At 68.6% G+C, this 23,588-nt stretch carries 36 protein-coding genes and 1 pseudogene; 36 read left to right on the plus strand and 1 reads right to left on the minus strand.

Going from position 1 to position 23,588, the window contains the following annotated elements:
• Positions 1-296: 296 nt before the first annotated feature.
• From rpsJ to truA, 33 genes and pseudogenes are all read left to right on the plus strand, one after another.
• On the plus strand, positions 297-605 hold the full coding sequence (rpsJ, locus tag ACFHWY_RS02065) for a 30S ribosomal protein S10 (RefSeq protein ID WP_007073037.1): 309 nt from the start codon (positions 297-299) through the stop codon (positions 603-605).
• An 11-nt stretch (positions 606-616) separates the two neighbouring features.
• Positions 617-1,282, plus strand: a complete 666-nt coding sequence (gene rplC, locus ACFHWY_RS02070) for a 50S ribosomal protein L3 (protein WP_416578335.1) — start codon at positions 617-619, stop codon at positions 1,280-1,282.
• A complete protein-coding gene (rplD, locus tag ACFHWY_RS02075) occupies positions 1,279-1,956 on the plus strand; it encodes a 50S ribosomal protein L4 (RefSeq protein ID WP_416578336.1) in 678 nt (225 codons plus the stop codon). The genes rplC and rplD overlap by 4 nt, the downstream gene beginning before the upstream one ends.
• Positions 1,953-2,255 carry a 50S ribosomal protein L23 gene (gene rplW, locus ACFHWY_RS02080; protein WP_092378661.1) on the plus strand — a complete coding sequence of 101 codons (303 nt, stop codon included), beginning with the start codon at positions 1,953-1,955 and terminating at the stop codon, positions 2,253-2,255. The genes rplD and rplW overlap by 4 nt, the downstream gene beginning before the upstream one ends.
• A 12-nt stretch (positions 2,256-2,267) precedes the next feature.
• A complete protein-coding gene (gene rplB / locus ACFHWY_RS02085; protein ID WP_416578337.1) occupies positions 2,268-3,107 on the plus strand; it encodes a 50S ribosomal protein L2 in 840 nt (279 codons plus the stop codon).
• 12 nt (positions 3,108-3,119) lie between these two features.
• Positions 3,120-3,401, plus strand: coding sequence for a 30S ribosomal protein S19 (rpsS, locus tag ACFHWY_RS02090; RefSeq protein WP_416578338.1), 282 nt, complete (start codon positions 3,120-3,122; stop codon positions 3,399-3,401).
• A gap of 40 nt (positions 3,402-3,441) precedes the next feature.
• Positions 3,442-3,897 carry a 50S ribosomal protein L22 gene (rplV, locus tag ACFHWY_RS02095; protein ID WP_416578339.1) on the plus strand — a complete coding sequence of 152 codons (456 nt, stop codon included), beginning with the start codon at positions 3,442-3,444 and terminating at the stop codon, positions 3,895-3,897.
• Positions 3,897-4,778 (plus strand): 30S ribosomal protein S3, encoded by an 882-nt coding sequence (rpsC, locus tag ACFHWY_RS02100; protein ID WP_416578340.1) that lies wholly within the window; start codon positions 3,897-3,899, stop codon positions 4,776-4,778. Before rplV ends, rpsC begins: the two co-directional genes overlap by 1 nt.
• Positions 4,779-4,781: 3 nt before the next feature.
• A complete protein-coding gene (gene rplP / locus ACFHWY_RS02105) occupies positions 4,782-5,207 on the plus strand; it encodes a 50S ribosomal protein L16 (RefSeq protein WP_416578341.1) in 426 nt (141 codons plus the stop codon).
• A complete protein-coding gene (gene rpmC, locus ACFHWY_RS02110; RefSeq protein WP_018784554.1) occupies positions 5,207-5,440 on the plus strand; it encodes a 50S ribosomal protein L29 in 234 nt (77 codons plus the stop codon). The genes rplP and rpmC overlap by 1 nt, the downstream gene beginning before the upstream one ends.
• 31 nt (positions 5,441-5,471) lie before the next feature.
• Positions 5,472-5,756: a 30S ribosomal protein S17 gene (rpsQ, locus tag ACFHWY_RS02115; RefSeq protein WP_416578342.1), complete on the plus strand. Its 285-nt coding sequence runs from the start codon at positions 5,472-5,474 to the stop codon at positions 5,754-5,756.
• Positions 5,757-5,851: 95 nt separating this feature from the next.
• Positions 5,852-6,220 (plus strand): 50S ribosomal protein L14, encoded by a 369-nt coding sequence (rplN, locus tag ACFHWY_RS02120; protein ID WP_416578343.1) that lies wholly within the window; start codon positions 5,852-5,854, stop codon positions 6,218-6,220.
• Positions 6,217-6,537, plus strand: a complete 321-nt coding sequence (gene rplX / locus ACFHWY_RS02125; protein WP_416578344.1) for a 50S ribosomal protein L24 — start codon at positions 6,217-6,219, stop codon at positions 6,535-6,537. The genes rplN and rplX overlap by 4 nt, the downstream gene beginning before the upstream one ends.
• A complete protein-coding gene (rplE, locus tag ACFHWY_RS02130) occupies positions 6,537-7,106 on the plus strand; it encodes a 50S ribosomal protein L5 (protein WP_416578345.1) in 570 nt (189 codons plus the stop codon). The genes rplX and rplE overlap by 1 nt, the downstream gene beginning before the upstream one ends.
• A gap of 1 nt (position 7,107) precedes the next feature.
• Positions 7,108-7,293 (plus strand): type Z 30S ribosomal protein S14, encoded by a 186-nt coding sequence (locus ACFHWY_RS02135; RefSeq protein WP_007465272.1) that lies wholly within the window; start codon positions 7,108-7,110, stop codon positions 7,291-7,293.
• A gap of 98 nt (positions 7,294-7,391) precedes the next feature.
• Complete coding sequence (gene rpsH, locus ACFHWY_RS02140; protein WP_416578346.1) at positions 7,392-7,799, plus strand: 30S ribosomal protein S8; 408 nt, start codon at positions 7,392-7,394, stop codon at positions 7,797-7,799.
• Between the two features lie 16 nt (positions 7,800-7,815).
• Positions 7,816-8,358: a 50S ribosomal protein L6 gene (rplF, locus tag ACFHWY_RS02145; RefSeq protein ID WP_416578347.1), complete on the plus strand. Its 543-nt coding sequence runs from the start codon at positions 7,816-7,818 to the stop codon at positions 8,356-8,358.
• Complete coding sequence (rplR, locus tag ACFHWY_RS02150) at positions 8,355-8,744, plus strand: 50S ribosomal protein L18 (protein ID WP_416578348.1); 390 nt, start codon at positions 8,355-8,357, stop codon at positions 8,742-8,744. Before rplF ends, rplR begins: the two co-directional genes overlap by 4 nt.
• A 34-nt stretch (positions 8,745-8,778) precedes the next feature.
• Positions 8,779-9,393, plus strand: a complete 615-nt coding sequence (gene rpsE / locus ACFHWY_RS02155; protein ID WP_416578349.1) for a 30S ribosomal protein S5 — start codon at positions 8,779-8,781, stop codon at positions 9,391-9,393.
• The gene (gene rpmD, locus ACFHWY_RS02160) at positions 9,393-9,575 is read left to right on the plus strand and encodes a 50S ribosomal protein L30 (protein WP_092378634.1); all 183 of its coding nucleotides are present in this window, start codon (positions 9,393-9,395) and stop codon (positions 9,573-9,575) included. Before rpsE ends, rpmD begins: the two co-directional genes overlap by 1 nt.
• A complete protein-coding gene (gene rplO / locus ACFHWY_RS02165; protein WP_416578350.1) occupies positions 9,575-10,018 on the plus strand; it encodes a 50S ribosomal protein L15 in 444 nt (147 codons plus the stop codon). Before rpmD ends, rplO begins: the two co-directional genes overlap by 1 nt.
• A gap of 233 nt (positions 10,019-10,251) precedes the next feature.
• Complete coding sequence (gene secY / locus ACFHWY_RS02170; RefSeq protein WP_416578351.1) at positions 10,252-11,574, plus strand: preprotein translocase subunit SecY; 1,323 nt, start codon at positions 10,252-10,254, stop codon at positions 11,572-11,574.
• Positions 11,575-12,228 (plus strand): adenylate kinase, encoded by a 654-nt coding sequence (locus ACFHWY_RS02175; protein WP_416578352.1) that lies wholly within the window; start codon positions 11,575-11,577, stop codon positions 12,226-12,228.
• 89 nt (positions 12,229-12,317) lie between these two features.
• Positions 12,318-13,169: a type I methionyl aminopeptidase gene (gene map / locus ACFHWY_RS02180; protein WP_416578353.1), complete on the plus strand. Its 852-nt coding sequence runs from the start codon at positions 12,318-12,320 to the stop codon at positions 13,167-13,169.
• Between the two features lie 62 nt (positions 13,170-13,231).
• A pseudogene (locus ACFHWY_RS02185) lies at positions 13,232-13,786 on the plus strand (DUF1707 SHOCT-like domain-containing protein); the annotation flags it as partial.
• Positions 13,787-14,115: 329 nt separating this feature from the next.
• Positions 14,116-14,337, plus strand: coding sequence for a translation initiation factor IF-1 (gene infA, locus ACFHWY_RS02190; protein WP_007073013.1), 222 nt, complete (start codon positions 14,116-14,118; stop codon positions 14,335-14,337).
• A gap of 90 nt (positions 14,338-14,427) precedes the next feature.
• Complete coding sequence (gene rpmJ / locus ACFHWY_RS02195) at positions 14,428-14,541, plus strand: 50S ribosomal protein L36 (protein WP_012184307.1); 114 nt, start codon at positions 14,428-14,430, stop codon at positions 14,539-14,541.
• Between the two features lie 214 nt (positions 14,542-14,755).
• Entirely contained in the window at positions 14,756-15,136 is a 381-nt protein-coding gene (gene rpsM, locus ACFHWY_RS02200; RefSeq protein ID WP_416578354.1) for a 30S ribosomal protein S13, read from the plus strand.
• A 116-nt stretch (positions 15,137-15,252) separates the two neighbouring features.
• Positions 15,253-15,660, plus strand: coding sequence for a 30S ribosomal protein S11 (gene rpsK, locus ACFHWY_RS02205; protein ID WP_020513613.1), 408 nt, complete (start codon positions 15,253-15,255; stop codon positions 15,658-15,660).
• A 13-nt stretch (positions 15,661-15,673) separates the two neighbouring features.
• The gene (gene rpsD, locus ACFHWY_RS02210) at positions 15,674-16,300 is read left to right on the plus strand and encodes a 30S ribosomal protein S4 (protein ID WP_416578355.1); all 627 of its coding nucleotides are present in this window, start codon (positions 15,674-15,676) and stop codon (positions 16,298-16,300) included.
• Between the two features lie 98 nt (positions 16,301-16,398).
• Positions 16,399-17,421 (plus strand): DNA-directed RNA polymerase subunit alpha, encoded by a 1,023-nt coding sequence (locus tag ACFHWY_RS02215; RefSeq protein WP_416578356.1) that lies wholly within the window; start codon positions 16,399-16,401, stop codon positions 17,419-17,421.
• A gap of 34 nt (positions 17,422-17,455) precedes the next feature.
• The gene (rplQ, locus tag ACFHWY_RS02220; protein WP_416578357.1) at positions 17,456-18,016 is read left to right on the plus strand and encodes a 50S ribosomal protein L17; all 561 of its coding nucleotides are present in this window, start codon (positions 17,456-17,458) and stop codon (positions 18,014-18,016) included.
• Between the two features lie 73 nt (positions 18,017-18,089).
• Positions 18,090-18,920, plus strand: coding sequence for a tRNA pseudouridine(38-40) synthase TruA (gene truA, locus ACFHWY_RS02225; RefSeq protein WP_416578358.1), 831 nt, complete (start codon positions 18,090-18,092; stop codon positions 18,918-18,920).
• A 97-nt stretch (positions 18,921-19,017) separates the two neighbouring features.
• Here truA and ACFHWY_RS02230 read toward each other — a convergent pair whose 3' ends face one another.
• On the minus strand, positions 19,018-20,091 hold the full coding sequence (locus tag ACFHWY_RS02230; RefSeq protein WP_416578359.1) for a hypothetical protein: 1,074 nt from the start codon (positions 20,089-20,091) through the stop codon (positions 19,018-19,020).
• Between the two features lie 131 nt (positions 20,092-20,222).
• Between ACFHWY_RS02230 and ACFHWY_RS02235 the strand changes: the two genes are divergently transcribed.
• From ACFHWY_RS02235 to ACFHWY_RS02245, 3 genes are all read left to right on the plus strand, one after another.
• Complete coding sequence (locus tag ACFHWY_RS02235; protein WP_416578360.1) at positions 20,223-20,828, plus strand: class I SAM-dependent methyltransferase; 606 nt, start codon at positions 20,223-20,225, stop codon at positions 20,826-20,828.
• Positions 20,829-20,875: 47 nt separating this feature from the next.
• Positions 20,876-22,555 (plus strand): ABC-F family ATP-binding cassette domain-containing protein, encoded by a 1,680-nt coding sequence (locus ACFHWY_RS02240; RefSeq protein WP_416578361.1) that lies wholly within the window; start codon positions 20,876-20,878, stop codon positions 22,553-22,555.
• A gap of 70 nt (positions 22,556-22,625) precedes the next feature.
• Complete coding sequence (locus tag ACFHWY_RS02245) at positions 22,626-23,576, plus strand: aldo/keto reductase (RefSeq protein ID WP_416578662.1); 951 nt, start codon at positions 22,626-22,628, stop codon at positions 23,574-23,576.
• Positions 23,577-23,588: the final 12 nt, after the last annotated feature.

A 23,588-nucleotide genomic window follows, 5' to 3' on the forward strand; every position in this document is an offset into this window, starting at 1 on the left:
TGCGTAACGACAGTTCGCTGCCCGCGTTCGGCTAACGCCGAACCTCCGGGTGGACAGGACAGTCGGGCGTAGGGTGGTTGGCGGCCCGTCCGTCAACCACCCTCGCGCGGCGTTCAGATCGCGTCAATGCGATCGGCGCCCGGACCCACCAAGGTCATGATCGCTCCGGAGCTCCGGGGCGGAGCCTGGCCACAGGGCGCGACACGCCCGACCGCGGGGGTGGGCGAAGAGGGTCTGTGCCAGCCGGTACAGGCACCCGCAACACAGCGGCATCGAGAGAAGGAACAGAAGCCACCATGGCGGGACAGAAGATCCGCATCCGGCTCAAGGCCTATGACCACGAGGTCGTCGACTCCTCGGCTCGGAAGATCGTCGAGACGGTGACGCGCACCGGGGCGCAGGTCGCGGGCCCGGTGCCGCTGCCCACGGAGATCAACCGTTTCTGCGTCATCCGCTCGCCGCACAAGTACAAGGACTCGCGCGAGCACTTTGAGATGCGTACGCACAAGCGGCTGATCGACATCATCGACCCGACTCCGAAGACGGTCGACTCGCTCATGCGCCTCGACCTGCCGGCTGGCGTCGACATCGAGATCAAGCTGTAGGGACCGGACACATGGACAGGCAAGTTAAGGGGATCCTGGGCGCGAAGCTCGGCATGACCCAGGTCTGGGACAACAACCGCGTTGTCCCGGTGACTGTGGTTCAGGCCGGCCCGTGCGTCATCACCCAGGTTCGTGACGCCGGCAGGGACGGCTACTCCGCGGTCCAGTTGGCGTACGGGACGATCGACCCGCGTAAGGCCAAGAATCCGCTGCGCGGGCACTATGCCAAGGCGGACGTGGCGCCGCGCCGGCACATCGTCGAGCTGCGCACCATCGACGCCGCGGACTACTCGCTCGGCCAGGAGGTCACGGTCGAGGAGTTTCCGGTCGGCGTCTCGATCGACGTCACCGGCAAGACCAAGGGCAAGGGCTACGCCGGCCCGATGAAGCGGCACGGCTTCCACGGTCTGCGCGCCAGCCACGGCGTCGAGCGCAAGCACCGGTCGCCGGGCTCCATCGGGGCTTGCGCCACCCCGGGTCGCGTCTTCAAGGGCACCCGGATGGCCGGCCGGATGGGCGGCGTGCGCTACACCGTGCAGAACCTGACCGTCCAGGCGGTCGACACCGAGAACAACCTCCTGCTCGTCCGTGGCGCCATTCCCGGCCCCAAGGGCGCGCTGGTCCTGGTCCGTACCGCGGCCAAGACCAAGGCGAAGAAGGGCGGTGTGGCCAAGTGACCACCGTTGACGTCCTGAACTCCGAGGGCACCAAGACCGGATCGGTCGAGCTGCCCGCCGACATCTTCGACGCGCAGGCCAACATAGCGCTGATGCACCAGGTCGTCGTGGCGCAGCTCGCGGCTGCTCGGCAGGGCACCCACAAGACCAAGACGCGAGGCGAGGTCGCCGGCGGCGGCAAGAAGCCGTACAAGCAGAAGGGCACCGGTCGCGCCCGGCAGGGCTCGATCCGCGCACCGCAGTTCGCCGGCGGTGGCGTGGTGCACGGCCCGGTGCCGCGCGACTACAGTCAGCGCACTCCGAAGAAGATGAAGGCCGCCGCGCTGCGTGGCGCCCTGTCGGACCGGGCCCGCGCCGGCCAGGTGCACGTCATCGAGGCGTTCGTCTCGGGTGAGAAGCCCTCGACGAAGGCCGCGATCGCCACCCTCGCCAAGCTGTCCACGGCCAAGCGGGTCCTGGTCGTGCTGAGCAGCACCGACGAGCTGAACTGGGTGTCGCTGCGCAACGAGCCGCGGGTGCACCTGATCGAGTCCGGCCAGCTGAACACGTATGACGTGTTGGTGGCCGACGACGTGGTCTTCACGAAGGAGGCCCTGGACGAGTTCCTGGGGCTGCCGACGGCAGTCGGCGGGGCGGCTGAGCCCGCCGAGACCACCGAGGAGGGTGGCAAGTGAGCACGATCGCCGATCCACGCGACATCATCGTCGCGCCGGTCGTCTCGGAGAAGAGCTACAGCGAGCTGAACCGCAACTGGTACACCTTCCTGGTGCACCCGGACGCGAACAAGACCGCGATCAAGATCGCTATCGAGCAGATCTTCAACGTCCGCGTCCTGACGGTCAACACGCTCAACCGTGAGGGCAAGCGCAAGCGGACCCGTACCGGGTTCGGTAAGCGCAAGGACACCAAGCGGGCGATGGTCAAGCTGGCTGAGGGCGACCGTATCGACGCCTTCGGCGGCCCGGTCAGCTGAGGGGTGTAGACAATGGCTATCCGTAAGTACAAGCCGACGACGCCGGGCCGGCGTGGCTCCAGCGTCGCCGACTTCGCCGAGATCACCCGATCGACGCCCGAGAAGTCGCTGCTGGTTCCGCTGCCGAAGAAGGGCGGGCGGAACGTCCACGGCCGGATCACCGTTCGTCACCAGGGTGGCGGCCACAAGCGCCAGTACCGGTTGATCGACTTCAAGCGGGTCGACAAGGACGGTGTGCCGGCCAAGGTCGCGCACATCGAGTACGACCCGAACCGCACCGCGCGGATCGCGCTGCTGCACTACGCCGACGGCGAGAAGCGCTACATCGTCGCGCCGAAGGACCTGAAGCAGGGCGACACCGTCGAGTCGGGTCCGAGCGCCGACATCAAGCCGGGCAACAACCTGCCGCTGCGTAACATCCCGGTCGGTACCACGATCCACAACGTGGAGCTGCGTCCGGGTGGCGGCGCCAAGCTGGCCCGCTCGGCCGGCGTCGGCATCCAACTGCTCGGCCGGGAGGGCGCGTACGCGACCCTCCGTATGCCGTCGGGTGAGATCCGGCGGGTCGACGTGCGCTGCCGCGCCAGCGTCGGCGAGATCGGCAACGCCGACCAGTCAAACATCAACTGGGGCAAGGCCGGCCGGATGCGCTGGAAGGGCAAGCGCCCGACCGTTCGTGGCGTCGCCATGAACCCGGTCGACCACCCGCACGGTGGTGGTGAGGGCAAGACCTCCGGTGGTCGCCACCCGGTGAACCCGCAGGGTAAGCCCGAGGGCCGTACCCGTCGTAAGGGCCAGCCGAGTGACCGGCTGATCGTCCGCCGTCGCTACGCCACGCGTAAGCGCGGCTGAGGGAGATAAGACATGCCTCGCAGCCTGAAGAAGGGCCCGTTCATCGACGACCACCTGCTCAAGAAGGTGGAGACGCAGAACGAGAAGGGCTCCAAGAACGTCATCAAGACCTGGTCGCGGCGCTCGACGATCATCCCGGACATGCTCGGGCACACGATCGCCGTACACGACGGACGCAAGCACGTGCCGGTGTTCGTGACCGAGTCGATGGTCGGGCACAAGCTCGGCGAGTTCGCGCTGACCCGCACGTTCAAGGGTCACGATAAGGACGACCGGAAGAGCCGCCGGCGCTGACGCCGCGGGCATACGGATAGAGGATCAAGGGGTTACAGCGATGCCAGGAAAGGGCGACGCTCCGGTGCTTCCGGGCGCGCGGGCGATTGCGCGACACGTGCGCATCTCGCCGATGAAGGCGCGCCGGGTGGTCAACCTCGTCCGCGGCCTGCCCGCGAAGGAGGCGCTCACGGTGCTGCAGTTCGCGCCGCAGGCGGCGAGCGAGCAGGTGTACAAGGTGCTCGCGAGCGCGATCGCCAACGCGGAGAACAACGAGCGGCTGGACCCCGACGCCCTGCTTGTCAGCGAGGCGTTCGTGGACGAGGGGCCGACCATGAAGCGGTTCCAGCCTCGGGCACAGGGCCGGGCGTACCGGATCCGCAAGCGCACCTGCCACATCACCGTGGCGGTCGAGGCGGTCGCGCCGGCCGCGCCGAAGAAGTCCGCGAAGAAGGCGGCCACGGCGGAGCAGAGCGCGCCGGCCGAGACGCAGAGCAACACGGAGGGCGCCGAGTAATGGGTCAGAAGGTTCACCCGCACGGGTTCCGGCTCGGCATCTCGACCGACTGGAAGTCCCGCTGGTTCGCGGACAAGCTCTACAAGGACTACGTCGGCGAGGATGTCAAGATCCGCCGGATGATGTCCAAGGGCCTGGAGCGCGCCGGCATTTCCAAGGTCGACATCGAGCGCACCCGCGACCGGGTCCGCGTCGACATCCACACCGCGCGGCCGGGTATCGTCATCGGCCGCAAGGGCGCGGAGGCCGACCGGATCCGCGGCGAGTTGGAGAAGCTCACCGGCAAGCAGGTGCAGCTGAACATCATCGAGGTGAAGAACCCCGAGTCGGACGCGCAGCTGGTTGCCCAGGGCGTGGCCGAGCAGCTCTCCAGCCGGGTCAGCTTCCGTCGGGCCATGCGCAAGGCGATGCAGTCGGCGATGAAGAACCCGATGTGCAAGGGCATCCGGGTGCAGGTCTCGGGCCGCCTCGGTGGCGCCGAGATGAGCCGCACGGAGTTCTACCGTGAGGGTCGGGTTCCGCTGCACACGCTGCGGGCCAACATCGAGTACGGCTTCTTCGAGGCCCGTACCACCTTCGGCCGTATCGGCGTGAAGGTCTGGATCTACAAGGGTGACGCGGTGCCGGGTCGGGAGACTCCGGCCGAGGCGCCGTCGCGCCCGCGCCGGGAGCGTGGCGACCGCCCCGACCGGCCGCGCCGTGGCCGCTCCGGTTCGTCCGGTACGACCTCCGGGGGCACCGAGGCTGGCCGGGCCGCCGCGACGACCGTCGCGCAGCAGGCTGAGACGCCGAGTGGCGAGCCGGTGGACGCGGGTGCTGTCGCCTCGGCCGTATCCGCTCCGGCCACCACGTCGCCGGCAGAGACGCAGCAGGAGGGCTGACAGATGCTGATGCCGCGCAAGCCCCCGAAGGGCTTCCGCAAGCCGCACCACCCGGACCGCAGTGGCGCGTCCAAGGGCGGCAACCGGGTGGTGTTTGGCGAGTTCGGGATCCAGGCTCTCGAGTCGGCGTACGTGACGAACCGGCAGATCGAGTCGGCGCGTATCGCGATGACCCGTCACATCAAGCGTGGCGGCAAGGTCTGGATCACCATTTTCCCGGACCAGGCCCTCACCAAGAAGCCGGCGGAAACCCGGATGGGCTCCGGTAAGGGCTCGCCCGAGTGGTGGGTCGCGAACGTCAAGCCGGGACGGGTGCTCTTCGAGATGTCCTTTCCCAACGAGCAGATCGCGCGAGAGGCCATGCGTCGCGCGATCCACAAGCTCCCGTTGAAATGCCGCATTGTGACGCGCGAAGTGGGTGAATCCTGATGGCAGCGGGCGTTAAGCCCTCCGAGCTGCGTGAACTCTCCGAGGAGGAGCTCGTCACGAAGCTGCGCGAGGCCAAGGCGGAGCTGTTCAATCTCCGCGTGCAGGCCGCGACCGGGCAGCTGGACAACAACCGGCGGCTGCAGGTCATCCGTCGGGAGATCGCCCGGATCTACACGATCATGCGTGAGCGTGAGCTGGGGCTCTCGGCCGCGCCGACTGAGGTGACTTCGTGATCGAGCGAAGCGAGCGTAAGGGAGCTCGAGCATGAGCGAGAACACCACCGCGAGCGTGGAGCGCGCGCGGGGCCGCCGCAAGGTGCGTGAGGGCCTCGTGGTCAGCGACAAGATGGAAAAGACCGTCGTGGTCGAGGTCGAGGACCGGGTCAAGCACGCGCTGTACGGCAAGATCATGCGCCGGACCAGGAAGCTCAAGGTCCACGACGAGCAGAACTCCGCCGGTATCGGCGACCGCGTCCTGATCATGGAGACTCGGCCGCTGTCCGCTACCAAGCGGTGGCGGATCGTGGAGATCCTCGAGAAGGCCAAGTAGCGAAGGCTTGAGCTCGGCCGAGATCGGTCGGGCGAGGTTCCGCCAGGCTCCGGCCGCCCCGGCGGCCGGAGAACCGGCAGACATAGGAGATAGACGTGATTCAGCAGGAGTCGCGACTGCGCGTCGCCGACAACACGGGTGCCCGGGAGATCCTGTGCATCCGGGTTCTCGGTGGCTCGGGTCGGCGCTACGCGAGCATCGGCGACGTCATCGTGGCCACCGTCAAGGACGCGATCCCGGGCGCCGGTGTCAAGAAGGGCGACGTTGTCAGGGCGGTCATCGTCCGCACCGCCAAGGAGCGGCGGCGGCCGGACGGCTCGTACATCCGCTTCGACGAGAACGCCGCCGTGATCATCAAGGACGGTGGGGACCCGCGCGGTACCCGCATCTTCGGCCCGGTCGGCCGTGAGTTGCGGGACAAGCGGTTCATGAAGATCATCTCTCTCGCGCCGGAGGTGTTGTGACCGTGAAGGTCAAGAAGGGTGACACGGTCGTCGTCATCGCCGGTAAGGACAAGGGTGCCAAGGGCAAGGTCATTGTGGCCTACCCGCGGCAGGACAAGATCCTCGTCGAGGGCGTGAACCGGGTCAAGAAGCACACTCGCATCAGCACCACTCAGCGTGGCGCCAAGACCGGTGGCATCGTCACCCAGGAGGCCGCGATCCATGTCTCGAACGTGATGGTCGTGGATTCCGACGGCAAGCCGACCCGTGTCGGTTACCGGATCGACGAGAACGGCCAGAAGGTCCGCATCGCGCGTAGCACCGGTAAGGACCTGTGATGACCACGGCTACCGAAACCAAGACGATGCCGCGCCTCAAGGAGCGGTACCGCAACGAGATCGTTGCCCGACTGCGTGAGCAGTACGAGTACGGCAACCCGATGCAGACGCCGCGGCTGGTCAAGATCGTCGTGAACATGGGTGTCGGCGAGGCTGCTCGCGACGCCAAGCTCATCGACGGCGCGGTCCGCGATCTGACCACCATCACCGGCCAGAAGCCGCAGATCCGGCGGGCGACCAAGTCCATCGCGCAGTTCAAGCTCCGCGAGGGCATGCCGATCGGCGCGAAGGTGACGCTGCGCGGCGACCGGATGTGGGAGTTCCTGGACCGGCTGCTGTCGATCGCGCTGCCGCGTATCCGCGACTTCCGTGGCCTCGATGGGCGCAAGCTCGACGGGCACGGCAACTACACGTTCGGTCTGACCGAGCAGTCGGTGTTCCACGAGATCGACCAGGACAAGATCGATCGCCAGCGGGGCATGGACATCACGGTGGTCACGACCGCCACGACCGACGATGAGGGCCGGGCGCTGCTCAAGTTCCTGGGCTTCCCGTTCAAGGAGAACTGAGATGGCCAAGAAGGCGCTGATCATCAAGGCGGCCGCGAAGCCGAAGTTCTCGGTTCGCGCGTACACCCGCTGCCAGCGGTGCGGGCGTCCCAAGGCGGTCTACCGCAAGTTCGGGCTCTGCCGGGTGTGTATCCGGGAGATGGCCCACCGCGGTGAGCTGCCTGGTGTGTCCAAGGCTTCCTGGTAATAGCCCGGCGCGCTTCGCGCGTCAGCTGGACTGTCTCTTCGCCGTAGGCCTGTCGGTGCGAGCCGCGGGAACCCCGGCGAGAAAGGTTGACGAGTTACATGACGATGACCGACCCGATCGCAGACATGCTCACGCGTCTGCGTAACGCCAACCAGGCGTACCACGACCAGGTGACGATGCCCTACTCGAAGATCAAGGCGAACATCGCCGAGGTCCTCAAGTCCGAGGGTTACATCGCCACCTGGGTAGTCGAGGAGCCCGAGGAGGGTGCCGTCGGCAAGCGACTGGTCGTCGAGCTGAAGTACGGCCAGAACCGGGAGCGGAGCCTGGCCGGCATCAAGCGCGTCTCCAAGCCCGGTCTGCGGGTGTACGCCAAGTCGGACGGGCTCCCCCGGGTGCTCGGTGGGCTGGGCGTGGCGATCATTTCGACGTCCCAGGGGCTGCTTACCGACCGGCAGGCCCGCAAGCGGAGCGTTGGCGGGGAAGTCCTCGCCTTCGTCTGGTAACGGGAGACTGGTAGAAATGTCGCGTATTGGACGTAAGTCGATCCCGGTACCATCCGGCGTCGACGTGACGATCAACGGCCAGACCGTCAGGGTCAAGGGCCCCAAGGGCGAGCTGTCGCACACCCTGGCCGAGCCGATCAGCATCGAGCGGGCCGAGGACGGGCAGTTGAGTGTCAACCGCCCGAACGACGAGCGCAGGGCCAAGGAGCTGCACGGCCTGAGCCGTACCCTGGTCGCCAACATGATCGTCGGTGTCACCGAGGGCTACCGTAAGAGCCTGGAGATCGCCGGTACCGGTTACCGGGTCACCGCCAAGGGCAAGGACCTGGAGTTCGCGCTCGGGTTCTCGCACCCGGTACTGGTGCAGGCGCCGGACGGCATCACCTTCACGGTGGAGCGGCCGACGTTGTTCCACGTGGCCGGCATCGACAAGCAGCAGGTCGGTGAGATCGCCGCCAACATCCGGAAGATCCGCCCGCCGGAGCCCTACAAGGGCAAGGGCGTCAAGTACCAGGGTGAGATCATCCGACGCAAGGCTGGAAAGGCAGGTAAGAAGTGAGCGCCACGCTGCTCAAGCGCCGCCGCGGCGTCGCCGCCAAGCGTGCCGTCGGGCGTGCGCGTCGGCACTTCCGGGTCCGCAAGAACGTCAGCGGCACCGCCGAGCGTCCTCGCCTGGTGGTCACCCGTTCGCTGCGGCACATGGTCGCCCAGGTCGTGGACGACACCAAGGGGCACACCCTGGTGTCGGCGTCGACCCTGGACGCCTCGCTGCGCGGTACGGAGGGCGACAAGCGCGCCCTGGCCGGCAAGGTCGGCGCCCTGCTCGCGGAGCGTGCCAAGGCGGCCGGAATCTCCAAGGTCGTGTTCGACCGCGGTGGCAACCGGTACGCGGGGCGGGTCGCCTCGCTCGCCGACGCAGCCCGCGAAGCCGGGCTCGAGTTCTGACAATCCCCGTCACGAGAGAGAAGGAAGGCTGCTGATGCCAGGTCAACAGCGCCGTGGCGGCGGGTCCGGTGGCAACGAGGGTGGTCGCCGCGACAACCGCCGTGAGGGCGGTCGCGGAAACGCGCCCGCCGAGAAGACCCCGCACCTCGAGCGGGTCGTCGCGATCAACCGCGTCGCCAAGGTCGTGAAGGGTGGTCGTCGTTTCAGCTTCACCGCCCTGGTGATCGTGGGCGACGGCGACGGCACCGTGGGTGTGGGCTATGGAAAGGCCAAGGAGGTGCCCGCGGCGATCGCCAAGGGTGTCGAGGAGGCCAAGAAGCACTTCTTCAAGGTGCCGCGGATCGGATCCTCGATCCCGCACCCGGTCACGGGCGAGGAAGCCGCCGGTGTGGTGCTGCTCAAGCCGGCCTCGGCCGGTACGGGCGTCATCGCCGGTGGTCCGGTCCGTGCCGTGCTGGAGTGCGCGGGCATCCACGACGTGCTCTCCAAGAGCCTCGGCTCGTCGAACCCCATCAACATCGTGCACGCCACGGTGGCCGCCCTGAAGGGACTGGAGTCCCCGGAGGCCGTGGCCGCTCGGCGGGGCCTACCGGTGGAGGACGTCGCGCCGGCGGCCATGCTGGCGTCGCGGGCGGGGGTGACCACCTGATGGCACGCCTCAAGGTCACCCAGCTCCGGTCGGAGATCGGGACCAAGCACAACCAGCGTGAGTCGCTGCGTTCGCTCGGTCTCAAGCGGATCAACGACGTGGTGGTCAAGGAGGACCGGCCCGAGATTCGTGGCATGATCTTCAAGGTGAGCCACCTCGTGAAGGTCGAGGAGGTCGAGTAATGACGATCAAGGTCCACCACCTGCGCCCGGCGCCGGGGGCCAAGACCGCCAAGACCCGGGTGGGTCGTGGTGAGGGCTCCAAGGGCAAGACCGCCGGCCGTGGTACCAAGGGTTCCAAGGCCCGGAAGAACATCTCGCCGGCGTTCGAGGGTGGGCAGATGCCCATCCACATGCGCCTGCCGAAGCTCAAGGGCTTCAAGAACAAGTTCAAGGTGGTCTTCCAGGTGGTCAACCTGGACCGACTGGCCGAGTTGTTCCCCAACGGCGGCCAGGTCGGCCCGGCCGAGTTGGCCGACGCCGGCGCGGTCCGCAAGGGTCAGCCGGTGAAGGTCCTCGGTACCGGGGACCTCGGCGGTGTGGCGCTCCAGCTGTCGGCGCATGCGTTCAGCGCGTCGGCCAGGGAGAAGATCACGGCCGCCGGTGGCTCGGTCACCGAGCTGTAAGGCTGCAGAAACCGGGGTGCCCGCCAGTTGATTTCAACTGGCGGGCGCCACGGTCTACGCCGGGCGGGTGTGCCCGGTAACATCGGATTCGGTTTATGTACCCGGGCGCACCTGCCCGTACCGGGATCGGGCTGTTAGAGTCCCTTCCCAGCCATGGATATCGGGCACTCGCCCGGCACCCGCCCCGATCCGCCAGGGACCACCGGCGGCCCGCCTCGCGCAGGAGGAAGAAGTTGCTGTCCGCCTTTCTCAGTGCGTTCCGTACGCCTGACCTGCGCAAGAAGCTGCTGTTCACAGTAGGCATCGTCGCGATCTACCGGCTCGGCGCCACGGTGCCCAGCCCAGGCGTCTCATACGGCAACGTGCAGAAGTGCCTCGAAGCCATCGAGGGTTCGACCGGGGTGCTCAACCTCCTCGACCTCTTCTCCGGTGGTGCCCTGCTGCAACTGTCGATCTTCGCGCTGGGCATCATGCCCTACATCACCGCGTCGATCATCTTGCAGCTGCTGACGGTGGTGATCCCTCGGCTGGAACAACTCCGCAAGGAGGGCCAGGCCGGTCAGGCGAAGATCACCCAGTACACCCGCTACCTGACCCTGGGTCTGGGTGTCCTGCAGGCGTCGGCGTTCGTGGCGCTGGCCCGCTCCGGGCAGCTGTTCAACAACCAGTGCAACGAGGAGATCATCCCGACCGGCACCGGCGTGCCGGACTGGCTGACGCTGTCCATCCTGGTGATGACGATGACCGCCGGCACCGGCATGGTCATGTGGCTCGGCGAGCTGATCACCGACCGGGGTGTCGGCAACGGCATGTCCGTCCTGATCTTCACCTCGATCGCGGCCCGCCTGCCCAGCGAGGGCTGGCGGATCAAGGAGAGCCAGGGCTGGTGGAAGTTCTTCCTCGTCATCGCCCTGGTGCTGGTGGTCATCACCGCGGTCACCTTCATCGAGCAGGCGCAGCGCCGCATCCCGGTGCAGTACGCGAAGCGCATGATCGGTCGACGGATGTACGGCGGTACCTCCACCTACATCCCGCTGAAGGTCAACCAGGCGGGTGTGATCCCGGTCATCTTCGGTTCGTCGTTGCTCTACCTGCCGCAGCTGGCGTTGCAGTTCTTCGACCAGACCGATCCGGGCAAGACCCAGGCGTGGATCCAGAACAACCTGGTCGACCCGACCAGCCCGATCTACATCGTGGTCTACTTCCTGCTGATCATCTTTTTCACGTACTTCTACGTCTCGATCACGTTCAACCCGACCGAGGTCGCGGACAACATGAAGAAGTACGGCGGCTTTGTGCCGGGCATCCGCCCCGGTAAGCCCACCGCCGACTACCTGGACTTCATCCTCAGCCGCATCACGCTGCCGGGCGCGCTGTACCTCGCGACCATTTCGATCCTGCCGAACTTCTTCTTCATCTGGCTCGACCGGCAGCAGTACCTCAACTTCCCGTTCGGCGGCACCGCTGTTCTGATCATGGTTGGCGTGGCACTCGAAACCAGCAAGCAGATCGAGAGCCAACTGATGCAGCGGAACTACGAAGGGTTCTTGCGGTAGATGAGACTGGTTCTGGTTGGCCCGCCGGGTGCGGGCAAGGGCACACAGGCGGAGTTCATCGCCGCGCACCTGTCCGTGCCGAAGATCTCGACCGGCGACATCTTCCGGGCCAACGTGTCCGAGGGCACCCCGCTCGGCGTCGAGGCTAAGCGCTACATGGACGCCGGGAAGCTCGTGCCCGACGAGGTCACCATCAACATGGTGCGGGACCGGCTCGCCGAGCCGGACGCCGCCGAGGGGTTCCTGCTCGACGGTTTTCCGCGCACCACCCCGCAGGCGGCAGCGCTGGACAAGCTCCTCGCCGACCTCGGGACCGCGTTGGACATCGTGCTGGAGTTGGTGGTCGACGACGACGAGGTGATCCGGCGGCTTTCCGGCCGGCGCACCTGCCGGGGCTGCGGCAAGATCTGGCACGTCGAGTTCGACCCGACGAGTCGGGACGGCATCTGTGACCGCTGCGGCGCCGAGCTGTTCCAGCGCGACGACGACAAGCCGGAGACCATTGCCGCCCGGCTGCGCGAGTACGCGGATAAGACCGCACCGCTGGTGGACTACTACGGCGCGCAGGGCAAGCTGGTCGGCATCGACGCCACCGGCCCGGTGGAGGACGTCACGGTCCGTGCGATCGACGCCCTCCGGTCGTACGGGGGCTGAGGTCGGCCCGGCCGGCAGCCGGATAGAGTGCGAACAGCGGGGTGCGTCCGCCGTGCCCCGCTGTTTCGGCAACGAAAGGTAGCGCCTCCATGCGTCGTCACCAGCTGGACATCCAGCTGAAGACCCCCGAGCAGATCGAGAAGATGCGTGCCGCAGGGCTCGTGGTCGCGGAGGCGCTACGGCGGATGCGGGAGGCGATCGCTCCCGGGGTCAGCACCGCCGACCTGGACGCGATCGCCGAGGCGACGATCCGTGCGGCGGACGCGGAGCCGTCGTTCAAGGGCTACCACGGTTTTCCGGCTTCGATCTGCTCCTCGGTGAACGAGCAGATCGTGCATGCGATCCCGTCTCCGGAGCAGGTTCTGGCCGACGGCGACGTGATCTCGATCGACTGCGGCGCGGTGCTCGACGGCTGGCACGGCGACGCGGCGATCACCGTCGGGGTGGGTGAGGTCGATCCGGCGTTGCTGCGGATGGCCGAGGTAGCTGAGGACGCCATGTGGGCGGGCATCGCCGCCGCCGCCCGGGGTGCGGCCAACGGCAAGGGCCGCCTGACCGACATATCCCACGCCGTGGAGACCTCGGTACGCAAGGCCGGCCGCTACGGCATCGTCGATGGCTACGGCGGACACGGCATCGGCACCGAGATGCACCAGGATCCACACGTGCTCAACCACGGGCGCCCGGGCAAGGGTCCACGGCTGGTGCCGGGCATGGCGTTGGCCATCGAGCCGATGATCACCCTTGGCTCACCGCGTACCGCGGAACTCGCCGACGGCTGGACGGTGGTCACCAGGGACGGGTCGCGGGCCGTGCACGTCGAGCACTCCATGGCCCTACTGCCGGATGGGGTGTGGGTGTTGACCGCTGACGACGGGGGGCGGGGTCGCCTCGGCGACCTGGTCACCGCGCGCCAGCCGAGCACCTCACCCGCCTCCTAGGCCCGGTGACCGGCTGGCGGCACGGTGGCATGCTTGCCGGCATGGACCGGCACGACGACGGCATGCGGGCAGCGGACTCCGACCGGCAGGCGGTGGCTGAGCGGCTTCGGGTCGCCCTGGACGAGGGCCGGCTCGACCTGCACGAGTACGACGAGCGGCTGCAGCGGGCATATGCCGCCCGTACCTACGCCGAACTGGATGAGCTGGTGGTCGACCTGCCGGCAGCGGTGGGGGTGCCGACCGGGGTGCCGACCGGGGTGGCGCCGGGGGGCACCGGTGCGCAGGCCCCGGCGCCGGCCGACGACGGACGTCAGGCGACCGTGCGCTGGCTGGCCCAGGTCTGGGAGCCGTGGCTCAAGGCCGTGGGGATCGTGGTGGCTGTCTGGGTGGCGACCTCGCTGGCGGCTGGTGACGCGCACTACTTCTGGCCGGCATGGGTGGCCGGACCCTGGGGCGCGGTGCTGCTGGTGCGTACGGTCACCGGGCTGGCCTCGGGTGAGCCCCGTCGGTGGGCGGCCGCTCGGGAACGGCGCCGGCAGCGCCGGGCACTCAAGCGGGAACGCAGGGCGCTCGCCGGGCAGCAGCCCGGCGAGGTCGAGGCGGGCGGCGGTGCAGGCGGCGGTATGCTCGACGCGGCAGGGGGAACTGCCGGGGGAGCCGTTTCCGGTCCCGGCGTCGTTGAACAGCAGCGGCATCCGGAGCCGGGCGGCACTGCCTGAATGTGACGTTTGTCCGACCTGCTCCTGCTCGATCGCCGGTCGGTTTGGCGACGACGTGCAGGCGGGCGTACACTTTCTGATCGGCGCACAGCGTCCACTCTGCCATGCCCACCAGCGCTTCGGTGGGACGCGGAGCCGCGGCTGGCGCGGGAAGCTGATCTCGGTCAAGCACCCGTGTAAGACGTTGTGGGCCGTCCGGAGTAACCGACGTCAGGACAGCGGAGGACATGCCGAAAAAAGACGGAGCTATCGAGATCGAAGGTCGGGTCATCGAGCCCCTGCCGAACGCCATGTTCCGCGTGGAGCTGGCCAACGGCCACAAGGTGCTGGCTCACATCAGCGGCAAGATGCGGCAGCACTACATCCGCATCCTGCCGGAGGATCGGGTTGTCGTCGAACTCTCGCCGTACGACCTGACCCGCGGGCGCATCGTCTACCGCTACAAGTAAGCCTGACGGCGGCCGGGAACGTCCCGTGTCCGTCTTCGACGTCCGGTGTCGCGCCTCGCGCCGCCGGGCCAGATGGGAAGTAAGGCAACCGTGAAGGTCAAGCCGAGCGTCAAGAGGATCTGCAACAAGTGCCGGGTGATCCGCCGGCACGGCCGGGTCATGGTCATCTGCACCGACCCGCGCCACAAGCAGCGCCAGGGCTGAACCCAGCCAACTCATCACATGCTCGTCCCAGCCACGGGCGGTGCGCAGCGCGTACCTTCTCGTGGTTGACCCCCGGTCGGAGGCCGGGGCCCGCTCGGGCAGCGACCGATCCCGGTCGCCGGCGTGTAGTCGCGCCGGAAGGACGGGAGGAGTCGGTAGCGGGATGGGACGGGGCCAGACCTCCGTCAGAACACCACAAGGAGTACGCCCGCACATGGCACGTCTAGTCGGCGTGGATCTCCCCCGCGAGAAGCGGCTGGAAATCGCGCTTACCTACATCTTCGGCGTGGGTCGGACCCGCGCCCTGGAGACGCTCGCTGCCACCGGCATCTCGGCGGACAAGCGCGCCCGGGACCTCACGGACGAGGAGCTTGTCCAGCTCCGGGACCACATCGAAATCAACTACAAGGTTGAAGGCGACCTGCGCCGCGAGGTCGCCGCTGACATCCGCCGCAAGGTCGAGATCGGCTGCTACGCGGGCATCCGGCACCGCCGGGGTCTTCCCGTGCGTGGCCAGCGGACCAAGACCAATGCGCGGACCCGCAAGGGCCCGAAGCGGACCGTCGCCGGCAAGAAGAAGCCCGGCAAGAAGTAACTTCTTAACCGGAATTCTGGTCGTTCTCCGTCGAGGTAGGCCGGGCTCCAGCCGGAAACCGGTGTCTACGTCATCAACGGGCGACAAGCCAAAATCATTCAGGAGCGCACAGACTTATGCCACCGAAGGCTCGTGCCGGAGCCGCTGTCAAGAAGGTCCGGCGCAAGGAACGCAAGAACGTCGCCCACGGGCAGGCGCATATCAAGAGCACCTTCAACAACACCATCGTGTCGATCACCGACCCGACCGGTGCGGTCATCTCCTGGGCCTCGTCCGGCCAGGTGGGCTTCAAGGGCTCCCGCAAGTCGACTCCGTTCGCCGCGCAGCTGGCCGCCGAGGCCGCCGCTCGTCGGGCCATGGAGCACGGCATGCGCAAGGTCGACGTGTTCGTCAAGGGCCCCGGCTCCGGCCGGGAAACTGCCATCCGTTCGTTGCAGGCAGCTGGTCTTGAGGTCGGGCAGATCGCCGACGTCACTCCGCAGCCGCACAACGGGTGCCGTCCGCCCAAGCGTCGTCGGGTCTGAGAGGTAGAGAGAGATGGCTCGTTACACCGGTGCTGACTGCCGCCGTTGCCGGCGGGAGAAGATGAAGCTGTTCCTCAAGGGCAGCAAGTGCGATGGTCCGAAGTGCCCGTTCGAGTCCCGGCCGTTCCCGCCCGGGCAGCACGGCCGCGGCCGCACCAAGGAGACGGAGTACCTGCTCCAGCTCCGTGAGAAGCAGAAGGCCCGTCGTGTCTACGGCGTGCTGGAGAAGCAGTTCCGCGGTTACTACGAAGAGGCCGTCGGCAAGAAGGCCAAGACCGGCGAGGTTCTGCTCCAGATCCTCGAGTCGCGGCTGGACAACGTCGTCTACCGGGCCGGCTACGCCCACTCGCGGGACATGGCCCGCCAGCTGGTCAAGCATGGTCACTTCACGGTGAACGGCAAGAAGGTCGACATCCCGTCGTACCGCGTCAAGGAGCACGACATCGTCGAGGTTCGGGGCAAGAGCAAGGAGCTCACCCCGTTCATCGTCGCGCAGGCTCAGGCCGGCTCGAAGACGGTTCCGGCATGGCTTGAGGCCATCCCGAGCCAGATGAAGGTGCTCGTGCACTCCCTCCCGGCCCGGCAGGTCATCGACACCCAGGTCCAGGAGCAGTTGATCGTCGAGCTCTACTCCAAGTAGCGGCTCGTGCCGGTGGCCCGCCCCCGCGGGGGCGGGCCACCGGAACAGTGTGTGTCGTGGGCGTCAAATAGCGGGCGCCCCGGAAGAGAAGAGAAGAAATGCTCATCAGCCAGCGACCGTCTCTCTCCGAAGAGTCGATCAACGAGACCCGCTCCCGGTTCACCATCGAGCCGCTGGAGCCCGGCTTCGGCTACACCCTGGGCAACTCGCTGCGGCGTACGCTGCTGTCGTCGATCCCGGGTGCGGCGGTCACCTCGATCAAGGTCGACGGTGTGCTGCACGAGTTCACCACGATCCCCGGAGTCAAGGAGGACGTGGTCGAGCTCGTCATGAACATCAAGGAGCTCTGCGTCAGCTCCGAGCACGACGAGCCGGTCAGCATGTACCTGCGCAAGCAGGGCCCGGGCGACGTCACCGCCGGTGACATCCAGCCCCCGGCCGGTGTCTCGGTGCACAACCCGGACCTCAAGCTCGCCACCCTCAACGGCAAGGGCCGGCTCGACATGGAGTTGACCGTCGAGCGAGGTCGGGGCTACGTCACGGCGGCGCAGAACAAGCAGGCGGGCGCGGAAATCGGCCGGATCCCGGTGGACTCGATCTACTCGCCGGTGCTCAAGGTGACGTACCGCGTCGAGGCGACCCGGGTCGAGCAGCGGACCGACTTCGACCGGCTGATCATCGATGTCGAGACCAAGCCGTCGATGGGCCCGCGTACCGCGTTGGCCTCGGCCGGCTCGACCCTGGTGGAGCTTTTCGGGCTGGCCCGGGAGCTGGACGAGACCGCGGAGGGCATCGACATCGGCCCGTCCCCGCAGGACGCGCAGCTGGCGGCGGACCTGGCTCTGCCGATCGAGGAGCTGGACCTGACCGTCCGCTCCTACAACTGCCTCAAGCGCGAGGGCATCAACTCCGTTGGTGAGCTCATCGGGCGTACCGAGGCCGACCTCCTCGACATCCGCAACTTCGGTCAGAAGTCGATCGACGAGGTCAAGATGAAGCTCGCCGGGATGGGTCTCGGGCTGAAGGACTCGGCTCCGAACTTCGACCCGGCGCACGTCGTGGACACCTTTGGCGAGGCTGACTACGACACCGACGACTACCGCGAGACCGAGCAGCTCTAGTCCGCGCTGCCGCCACACCTGAGGAGCACCAAGCATGCCCACGCCCACCAAGGGCCCCCGCCTCGGCGGCAGCCCCGCGCACGAGCGGTTGATGCTGGCCAACCTGGCCACCTCGCTGTTCCAGCACGGCAAAATCAAGACCACCGAGACCAAGGCCCGGCGGCTGCGTCCGCTCGCCGAGCAGCTGATCACCAAGGCCAAGCGGGGCGACCTCGCGTCGCGCCGGCGGGTGCTGACCGTGGTCAAGGACAAGGACGTGGTCTACTCCCTGTTCGACCAGATCGCGCCGCGGTACGCCAACCGCAACGGCGGTTACACCCGGATCGTGAAGACGGGTCCGCGTAAGGGTGATGCCGCCCCGATGGCGATCATCGAGTTGGTCGAGGAACTCCAGGTCGCCGAGCCGAAGGCGAACAAGAAGACCGCCGGTCGCAAGGCCGCCCAGCAGGACAAGGTCGAGGCGCTGGCCCCGGCCGAGGAGGCCGCCCCGCAGGCGCGGCCGGCCGACCAGGATGCCGAGGCCCCGGTCTCGGTGTCCGGTGACACCGCCGCCGCCCGTGAGGACAGCGACGAGGCCACCGAGAACAAGGCCTGAGCGCAGGCAAGCATCGTCGGGCCCGGCATCCCCCACGGGGTGCCGGGCCCGACGCCGTTGACGGAGGTACGACGTGGACGAGCGGACCCGGCTGCGGCTGGACGTCGCGTACGACGGCACCGGCTTCTCCGGCTGGGCGGCACAACCGGAGCGGCGTACGGTCGCCGGGGTGCTGGTCGAGGCGGTGGACCTGGTGCTCGGCGTGGGCACCGCGACCGGGCTGACCGTCGCCGGCCGTACCGACGCCGGGGTACACGCCACGGGCCAGGTCTGCCACCTCGACCTGCCCGTGGAGGTCTGGGCGGCGCACGAGGGTCGGCTGCTGCGCCGACTGGCCCGGCTGCTCCCACCGGACGTGCGGATCCGGGCGGTGAGTGCGGTGCCGGCCACCTTCGACGCGCGTTTCTCGGCGACCTTCCGCCGCTACGAGTACCGGGTCACCGACGCTGCCTGGGGCGCGGATCCGCTGCGCCGGCACGAGACCCTGGCCTGGCCCCGCGCGCTCGACCTCGATCGGCTCGCCGCCGCCGCGGCCGGTCTGGTGGGGGAGCACGACTTCGCGGCGTACTGCCGGCGCAAGGAGAACGCGACCACGCTTCGGAAGGTGACCCGGCTGGACTGGCGACGGGACGCCGACGCAACCCTGGTCGCCATCGTGCAGGCGGACGCGTTCTGCCAGGCGATGGTGCGCAGCCTGGTCGGCGCGATGCTGGTCGCCGGTGACGGCCGCCGGCCAGTCCAGTGGCCGGCCGGTCTACTCAACCGCCGGGAGCGGTCCAGCGAGGTGACCGTGGCGCCGGCGCACGGTCTGACCCTGGTGGCGGTCGGCTACCCGGAAGATCCGGCCGAGTACGCCCGGCGGGCCGAGGCGACCCGGCGGCTGCGGGTGCCGGCCGAAATTTGAACGAGCCGACGGCGGTATCCGCAGGCCTGACGTCACGAACGGCAGACGCAGACACGGAAGGCGGGCGCGTGCAGCGCCCGCCTTCCGTGTTCGATGGTCAGTTCCCGGTGTTCCCGTTCTGGTCGCCGGTGCCGTCGGTGGGTGTCTCGGTCGGCTGGTTCGCCGTGCCACCGGCGGCCCGCCGTTCCAGCACACCCTGGTTGAGGTGCTGTTCGAGCATGTCGAAGAGGATCTCGCGGACGCCGGTGTCGCCGGAGCGGATGGACGCGCCGTCGACCCGGGCAACCACCGCGTAGGCGATGTAGTGGCCGCGTACCTGCCAGCCGACCCGGGCCGGAGCGGTGGTGAGGACCTCGGTGCCCTCGTCCGCCGACATGCCACGGAAGCGGCCCTGCCGTTCGTCGAGCAGTTGCCGGATCCGGTCCCGGGCCCGTTCGGCGCTGGACCGATCGGTCAGGTTGAACAGCCCGCTGGTGACGAGGTGGTCCCCGTCCGGAGTGCGGAGGGTGGCCCGGACGACCTGGTTGCAGCCGAGCCTGACCAGCAGTTCCGCGACCTCACCGGTGGCGGCCACAGCACAACTGGCGCTGGACTGGGTGCGAAGCACCTCGTACCCGGTTTGGCCGTCACCGACGGTCAGGGCGCTGGCGGGGAAGACCTCCCGGGCGGTCAGCGGTGCCTGGTCGGTGTCCCGGGAGTCGAGGTCGCTCGCCTCGGCCGGCTCGGTGTCCCGGGTGGAGTCCGTCGGGTCGCTGGGCGCCGCCTGCTGGCCGATCAACTGGCGGCCGTCCAGCAGGGCGGCGGCGGTGAGGCCGATGAGGCCGAGCAGCACCAGTACGGCCGCGCCCCCGATCAGCACCTGCCAGGCGCGACCACCACCGGGCCGCTGCGGCGGCGCGGTGGCCGGGGTGACCGGAACCGGCGGGCCTGCCGCCACGCCGGTCGCGGCCGGTTCGTCGGGCGCTGCCGGTGCCATCTCGTACCGTGGTTCGCGGGGCGGCGCCGCCGAGGGCAGCAGGATCTGGTTCGGACTCGCCAGCGACGGCGCGGGAAAACGCGACGGGGACGGCCCGGCCGGGGGCGGCGGGGCAGCCTGGAGCGACTCGCCCTGGGGCTCGTCCTCCCGGTAGGGGCCGTATGCGTCCTCATCGGAGTCGTACCGATACACCATGTGGTCCACAATAGGGATGTTTATCCCTTTAGTAGGTAATTCTGCGAAACGCGCCGGAGAGACGTGCCGCATCGACCGATGACGTCGACACGGGCGCCGGGGTCGATCCAGCCCGGTGCGAGAATGGCGGCGTGACCGGGGACCATTACTTCACTGCCGAGCCGAGCGCACCCGCACAGGCGCGCGAGGTGCAGTTCACCATCGCCGGCCGCGACTACACCCTGGCCTCCGCTGCCGGGGTCTTCTCGGCCACCCGCCTCGATTTGGGCACGTCCGTGTTGCTGCGCAAGGCCGACCTGCCTGACCCCACCACCACCGGTAGCCTGCTCGATCTCGGCTGCGGCTTCGGCCCGATCACCGGCGTGCTCGCCACCGTCGCCCCCACAGCGACGATCTGGGCGGTGGACGTCAACGAGCGGGCCCGGGAACTGACGGCGGCGAACGCGGCTCGCCTCGACGTGGCTGACCGGGTGCACGTCGCCACCCCCGATCAGGTGCCCACCGATATTAGCTTCACCCAGATCTGGTCCAACCCGCCGATCCGCATCGGCAAGGACGAACTGCACCAGCTACTACTGCGCTGGCTGCCCCGACTGTCCCCGGAGGGAATCGCCTGGCTGGTGGCGGCCCGTCATCTCGGGAGCGACTCGTTGCAGCGCTGGCTGGTCGACCAGGGCTGGCAGGTGGAGCGGCACGCCAGCCAGAAGGGCTTCCGGGTGCTGCGCGTCACCCGCTGACCGGGTAATGAGTTGGCCGACGGCCCCGACTCCGGCAGGATGCCCGCGTGGGATACGTGGACGTGGCGGCGGTCGGGCATGTCCTACCGGACGGGCGGGAACTCTTCGCCGACGTGTCGTTCCGGGTCGGCGAGGGCGCCAAGGTGGCGTTGGTCGGGCCGAACGGCGCCGGCAAGACGACGTTGCTGCGGATGGTCGCCGGTGACCTACCGGTGCCGACCGGCGCGATCGCGCGTACCGGCGGGTTGGGCGTGATGCGCCAGTTCATCGGCATGATCGGTGACGAGTCGATGCTCGCCGATCTGGCGCTGTCGCTCGCCCCGCCCGGGCTGCGGGCCGCCGGTCACCGGTTAGTCGAGACCGAGGCGGCCATGCGGGCGGCCGAACTGCGCGGCAAGTTCAGCACCACCGCCGGCAAGGCCCAGCTGGCGTACGCGGACGCGTTGGCCGCCTGGGGCGAGACCGGCGGGTACGACGCCGAGGTGCTCTTCGACACCGTCGCCACCATCGTTCTCGACCTACCGTGGGACACCGCCCGGCACCGCCCGGTCCGCACCCTCTCCGGTGGGCAGCAGAAGCGGTTCGCGCTCGAACTCCTGCTGCGCGGCCCCGAGGAGGTGTTGCTGCTCGACGAGCCGGACAACTTCCTCGACGTGCCCGGCAAACGCTGGCTGGAGGCGCGACTGCGGGAGTCGGCCAAGTCGGTACTCTACGTCTCACACGACCGGGAGTTGCTGGCGCACACCGCCGACCGGGTCGTCGCCGTGGAGGGCGGCAGCGCCTGGGTGCACCCGGGCGGCTTCGCCAGCTGGCACGAGGCGCGGGTATCACGGCACGACCGCCTCGACGAACAGCGCAAGCGGTGGGACGAGGAGCACGAGAAGCTGCGTGAGTTGATGCTGATGTACAAGCAGAAGGCCGCGTACAACTCGGGGATGGCCTCGCGCTACCAGGCGGCGCAGACCCGGTTGCGCAGGTTCGAGGAGGCCGGACCGCCGCCCGTACCGCCGAAGGAGCAGGACATCCGGATGCGGCTGGCCGGCGGGCGGACCGGCAAACGCGCGCTGATCTGCGAGCAGCTGGAGCTGGACGGCCTGACCTATCCGTTCGACCTGGAGCTGTGGTACGGCGACCGCCTCGCGGTGCTGGGCGCCAACGGCACCGGAAAGTCCCATTTCCTGCGCCTGCTGGCCCGGGGCGGGACCGACCCGGACCCGGCGAACGGGCCGGTCGACTCGGCGGCGGCGCTCGCGCCGGTGGCCCACGACGGGGTGGCCCGGCTCGGCGCGCGGGTCCGTCCCGGTCACTTCTCCCAGACGCACGACCGGCCGGAGCTGATGCCCAAGACGCTGGTCGAGATTCTCTGGCGGGGTGACGAACACCGGGCCGGCATGGACCGGCACGCGGCGATGGCCGCGCTGAGCCGGTACGAGCTGGCTGGGCAGGGCGACCAGCGGTTCGGCACCCTCTCCGGCGGCCAGCAGGCCCGCTTCCTGGTGCTGCTGCTCGAACTGTCCGGCGCGACCATGCTGTTGCTCGACGAGCCGACCGACAACCTCGACCTGGCCTCGGCCGAGGCGCTGGAGGCCGGGCTCACGGCCTTCGCCGGGACGGTGGTGGCGGTCACCCACGACCGCTGGTTCACCCGGACCTTCGAGAGGTTCCTGCTGTTCGGCGGCGACGGTGAGGTGGTGGAGACACCCGAGCCGGTCTGGGACGTCAGGTGATCGCCGACGAGCTGGTCACCTGACCGGGCGGGCGGTCGTCGGTGCGACATATGGTGAGCCGGTGACTGAGATGACCTATCGCCGGCTGGGCGACTCCGGGCTCGTGGTGTCCGTCGTGGGGATCGGCTGCAACAATTTCGGCCGCAAACTCGACCTCGACGGCACCCGCGCGGTCGTCGACGCCGCCCTGGACGTCGGGATCAACTTCTTCGACACCGCCGACATCTACGGCGAGCCGCACGGGGCCTCGGAGGCGCAGCTCGGCGCGGCACTCAAGGGCCGCCGCGACGACGTGGTGGTGGCGACCAAGTTCGGCATGTCGATGAGCGGCGGCAACGGGCGCGACTTCGGGGTACGCGGCTCCCGGCGCTACGTGATCCGGGCGGTCGAGGCCACGCTGCGTCGGCTGGACACCGACTACATCGACCTCTATCAGCTTCACGAGCCCGATCCGGGAACCCCCGTCGACGAGACGTTGTCCGCCCTGGACGATCTCGTTCGCGCCGGAAAGGTGCGCTACCTGGGCAACTCGAACTTCGCCGGCTGGCAGATCGCCGACGCCGACTGGACGGCCAGGACCCAGGGGCTGACCCGCTTCGTCAGCGCACAGAACCACTACAGCCTGCTCAACCGGGACGCCGAGATTGAGGTGCTGCCCGCCTGCGAACGGTTCGGCCTGGGCATGCTGCCGTTCTTCCCGCTGGCCAACGGGTTGCTGACCGGAAAGTACAAGCGCAGCGAGGCTCCGCCCGCCGGCAGCCGCCTCGCCGGGGGTGGCCGGTACGCCCAGCGCCTCGCCGCCGCCGACTGGGACACCATCGAGAGCCTTGAGGCGTACGCCGCGCAACGGGGGGTGCCGGTACTGAACGTGGCCATCGGCGGACTGGCCGCCCAGCCGGCGGTGACCTCGGTCATCGCTGGCGCCACCACGCCCGACCAGGTGCGCGCCAACGCTGAGGCCGGTGCCTGGCAGCCCACCGAGCCCGACCTCAAGGCCCTACGTCTCCTCCTCGCCCCCTAACCCTCCAACCCG

The organism is Micromonospora sp. LOL_024 (genome assembly GCF_048060415.1).
Lineage (GTDB): Bacteria > Actinomycetota > Actinomycetes > Mycobacteriales > Micromonosporaceae > Micromonospora.

Excerpts from the sequence above, each read along its gene's own strand:
- rpsJ (WP_007073037.1), top strand. The coding sequence starts at position 297 with ATGGCGGGACAGAAGATCCGCATCCGGCTCAAGGCCTATGACCACGAG.
- rplC (WP_416578335.1), top strand. The coding sequence starts at position 617 with ATGGACAGGCAAGTTAAGGGGATCCTGGGCGCGAAGCTCGGCATGACC.
- rplB (WP_416578337.1), top strand. The coding sequence starts at position 2,268 with ATGGCTATCCGTAAGTACAAGCCGACGACGCCGGGCCGGCGTGGCTCC.
- rpsS (WP_416578338.1), top strand. The coding sequence starts at position 3,120 with ATGCCTCGCAGCCTGAAGAAGGGCCCGTTCATCGACGACCACCTGCTC.
- rplV (WP_416578339.1), top strand. The coding sequence starts at position 3,442 with ATGCCAGGAAAGGGCGACGCTCCGGTGCTTCCGGGCGCGCGGGCGATT.
- rpsC (WP_416578340.1), top strand. The coding sequence starts at position 3,897 with ATGGGTCAGAAGGTTCACCCGCACGGGTTCCGGCTCGGCATCTCGACC.
- rplP (WP_416578341.1), top strand. The coding sequence starts at position 4,782 with ATGCTGATGCCGCGCAAGCCCCCGAAGGGCTTCCGCAAGCCGCACCAC.
- rpmC (WP_018784554.1), top strand. The coding sequence starts at position 5,207 with ATGGCAGCGGGCGTTAAGCCCTCCGAGCTGCGTGAACTCTCCGAGGAG.
- rpsQ (WP_416578342.1), top strand. The coding sequence starts at position 5,472 with ATGAGCGAGAACACCACCGCGAGCGTGGAGCGCGCGCGGGGCCGCCGC.
- rplE (WP_416578345.1), top strand. The coding sequence starts at position 6,537 with ATGACCACGGCTACCGAAACCAAGACGATGCCGCGCCTCAAGGAGCGG.
- ACFHWY_RS02135 (WP_007465272.1), top strand. The coding sequence starts at position 7,108 with ATGGCCAAGAAGGCGCTGATCATCAAGGCGGCCGCGAAGCCGAAGTTC.
- rpsH (WP_416578346.1), top strand. The coding sequence starts at position 7,392 with ATGACGATGACCGACCCGATCGCAGACATGCTCACGCGTCTGCGTAAC.
- rplF (WP_416578347.1), top strand. The coding sequence starts at position 7,816 with ATGTCGCGTATTGGACGTAAGTCGATCCCGGTACCATCCGGCGTCGAC.
- rpsE (WP_416578349.1), top strand. The coding sequence starts at position 8,779 with ATGCCAGGTCAACAGCGCCGTGGCGGCGGGTCCGGTGGCAACGAGGGT.
- rpmD (WP_092378634.1), top strand. The coding sequence starts at position 9,393 with ATGGCACGCCTCAAGGTCACCCAGCTCCGGTCGGAGATCGGGACCAAG.
- rplO (WP_416578350.1), top strand. The coding sequence starts at position 9,575 with ATGACGATCAAGGTCCACCACCTGCGCCCGGCGCCGGGGGCCAAGACC.
- ACFHWY_RS02175 (WP_416578352.1), top strand. The coding sequence starts at position 11,575 with ATGAGACTGGTTCTGGTTGGCCCGCCGGGTGCGGGCAAGGGCACACAG.
- map (WP_416578353.1), top strand. The coding sequence starts at position 12,318 with ATGCGTCGTCACCAGCTGGACATCCAGCTGAAGACCCCCGAGCAGATC.
- infA (WP_007073013.1), top strand. The coding sequence starts at position 14,116 with ATGCCGAAAAAAGACGGAGCTATCGAGATCGAAGGTCGGGTCATCGAG.
- rpsM (WP_416578354.1), top strand. The coding sequence starts at position 14,756 with ATGGCACGTCTAGTCGGCGTGGATCTCCCCCGCGAGAAGCGGCTGGAA.
- rpsK (WP_020513613.1), top strand. The coding sequence starts at position 15,253 with ATGCCACCGAAGGCTCGTGCCGGAGCCGCTGTCAAGAAGGTCCGGCGC.
- rpsD (WP_416578355.1), top strand. The coding sequence starts at position 15,674 with ATGGCTCGTTACACCGGTGCTGACTGCCGCCGTTGCCGGCGGGAGAAG.
- ACFHWY_RS02215 (WP_416578356.1), top strand. The coding sequence starts at position 16,399 with ATGCTCATCAGCCAGCGACCGTCTCTCTCCGAAGAGTCGATCAACGAG.
- rplQ (WP_416578357.1), top strand. The coding sequence starts at position 17,456 with ATGCCCACGCCCACCAAGGGCCCCCGCCTCGGCGGCAGCCCCGCGCAC.
- ACFHWY_RS02230 (WP_416578359.1), bottom strand. The coding sequence starts at position 20,091 with ATGGTGTATCGGTACGACTCCGATGAGGACGCATACGGCCCCTACCGG.
- ACFHWY_RS02245 (WP_416578662.1), top strand. The coding sequence starts at position 22,626 with ATGACCTATCGCCGGCTGGGCGACTCCGGGCTCGTGGTGTCCGTCGTG.